We start from the raw sequence: 2,385 nt of genomic DNA on the forward strand, positions 1-2,385 counted from the left end.
CTGTTTGACCATCTCCGGCGGCTCGTTGTAGCAGGGCACGTGAATCGACACTTTCGGGCGGTAGCTGGAATCGCCTTCCACCGGCAGGAACTCACGCCGGCGCTTGTGCACCCACACCGCTTCGGCCAGTTCATGGGCTTCGGTCAGCAACACGATAAACACACCGAGCGCACCTAGGGCAAGCAAGAAGCCAACGGTCAGGCTGAACCAGGTGCTGTATTGCTGGCTGTAGTCGTAACCGATCCACACCAGCACCGAACCGCACAGGAACGCAATGAAGGTCAGGAAGGTACGGCCACGCTGGCGCAGGGCCGAGCCGTCGATCATCAGCAGGGTCAGCGACAACAGCGCCAGCACCACCGAACCGATGGCCAGTACACGCCACTGCGGAATCGCCACCACCGGGCCTTCGAAGTTGAACTTCTGCTGGCGCGCGGCGTTGAACACGCCCCAGTAGGCGCCGACGGAACCTTCGTCACTGGCCTTCCACGGCTGGTCAAACGCTTCGATCACGAAGTAGTTGAAGCCCTGACGGTTGAGTTTGTTGACCAGGGTTCGCAGGTAGATCGCCTGGTCCGCCGGGGAGGCATCGGCGCCACCGCGCATGCGGCCGTTGCTCGGCCAGCCCACTTCGGACAGCAGCAGTGGCTTTTTCGGGAACATCTTTTTCAGGTCGCGGGCGCGGTCGAGGACGAACTGCCCAGCCTTGTCCATCGGGATGAATTCCCAGTAAGGCAGGATGTGCGCGGCGATCAGGTCGACGTGCTTGGCCAGTTCCGGGTGTTCTTCCCACACGTGCCACTGCTCGGACGTGGTTACCGGCACCTTCACGGCGGCACGCACGCGATCGAGCATGACGCTGAGTTCCTGGGCGGTAATTTCCTTGCGGAAGATCGCTTCGTTGCCCACCACCACACGAACCACGCTACGCGAGGAGTTGGCGATTTCAATGGCGCGGGTAATTTCCCGTTCGTTGCGCTCCTGGTCCGGGCTGATCCAGATCCCCAGGGTCACTCGCAAGCCGAACTCTTCCGCCAGTTTCGGGATGTCTTGCAGGGTGCCATCGACCGAGTAGGTGCGGATGTTGTCCGTCAGCTTGCTCATGATCTCCAGGTCGCGACGCATTTGATCGTCGGTCGGGTACTGGTCTTTCTGTGGGAACTGGCCCTGCTGGAATGGCGAGTACGAGAAGCCGGAGATCTGTTCAGGCCAGTTGGGGGCGGTGACCGGGCGGTTGATCAGCGCCCAGAAGCCGGTAAACAAGGCTGCGATGGCGAGCACCACGACCAGATTGAGTCCAAATTTACGCGATGACATAGCTATTTCGGGTTCCAAAGACTGTGGAACGAAGGAACGGTTGGCGGTCGCCAAGGGGCGCGCATCCTACACCGGGCATTCTCTTGTCGTACAGCGGACAGGGAATTGCCAGACATTGGGCAATCTGGTTTCGCTAAAGTTCTTTCGCTTTTTCCTGTAACTGATTTTGTCTTCATATCGCCATATAATGCCCGCCGGTTTTTGGGGTAATGGTCATGAGTACAGAAGATCCGCGGTTTGCAGGCATCGCCCGTTTGTATGGCATCGAAGGCCTTGAGCGCCTGCGCGCGGCCCATGTGGCGATCGTTGGCGTCGGTGGTGTCGGTTCCTGGGCGGCGGAAGCCATGGCCCGCTGTGGGGTCGGCGAGATTTCGCTGTTCGACCTGGACGACGTCTGCGTCAGCAATGCCAACCGTCAGCTGCATGCGCTGGACAGTACCGTCGGCAAGCCCAAGGTCGAGGTGATGGCCGAGCGTCTGCGCGGGATCAATCCGGACTGCACGGTGCACGCGGTGCCTGACTTCGTCACCCGCGACACCATGGCCGAGTACATCACACCGAACATCGATTGCGTGATCGACTGCATCGACAGCGTCAACGCCAAGGCTGCGCTGATCGCCTGGTGCAAGCGGCGCAAGATCCAGATCATCACCACCGGCGGCGCGGGCGGACAGATTGACCCGACGTTGATCCAGGTCTGTGACCTGAACCGCACGTTCAATGATCCGTTGGCCTCGAAAGTGCGCTCGACACTGCGCCGCGACTACGGCTTCTCACGCACCGTGACCCGCCATTACAGCGTGCCGTGCGTGTTTTCCACCGAACAACTGCGTTACCCGAAACCGGATGGCAGCATTTGCCTGCAGAAAAGTTTTGTCGGTGATGGCGTGAAGCTCGACTGCGCCGGCGGGTTTGGCGCGGTGATGATGGTGACGGCGACGTTCGGCATGGTTGCGGCGACCAAGGCTGTGGACAAGATCGTGGCGGGTGTGCGGCGGCCGGCGGAGCGGGTCAAGCCGCAGGCCTGATCTGTAAGGCTGATGACCCCATCGCGAGCAAGCTCGCTCC

At 60.8% G+C, this 2,385-nt stretch carries 2 protein-coding genes; one reads left to right on the forward strand and one right to left on the reverse strand.

Going from position 1 to position 2,385, the window contains the following annotated elements:
* Nucleotides 1-1,317 (reverse strand): glycoside hydrolase family 17 protein (locus tag AC1DVH_RS29640; RefSeq protein ID WP_477756785.1); only part of this gene is annotated, 1,317 nt, incomplete at its 3' end.
* A 215-nt stretch (nt 1,318-1,532) separates the two neighbouring features.
* On the opposite strand from AC1DVH_RS29640, the gene tcdA reads away from it, so the two are divergent.
* Nucleotides 1,533-2,345 (forward strand): tRNA cyclic N6-threonylcarbamoyladenosine(37) synthase TcdA, encoded by an 813-nt coding sequence (gene tcdA, locus AC1DVH_RS29645; RefSeq protein ID WP_414929169.1) that lies wholly within the window; start codon nt 1,533-1,535, stop codon nt 2,343-2,345.
* Nucleotides 2,346-2,385 lie beyond the last annotated feature (40 nt).

Source organism: Pseudomonas sp. P4_C3 (assembly GCF_056402075.1).

Bases quoted from the DNA above. Each gene is read 5' to 3' on its own strand.
- tcdA (WP_414929169.1), top strand. From the start codon at position 1,533: ATGAGTACAGAAGATCCGCGGTTTGCAGGCATCGCCCGTTTGTATGGC.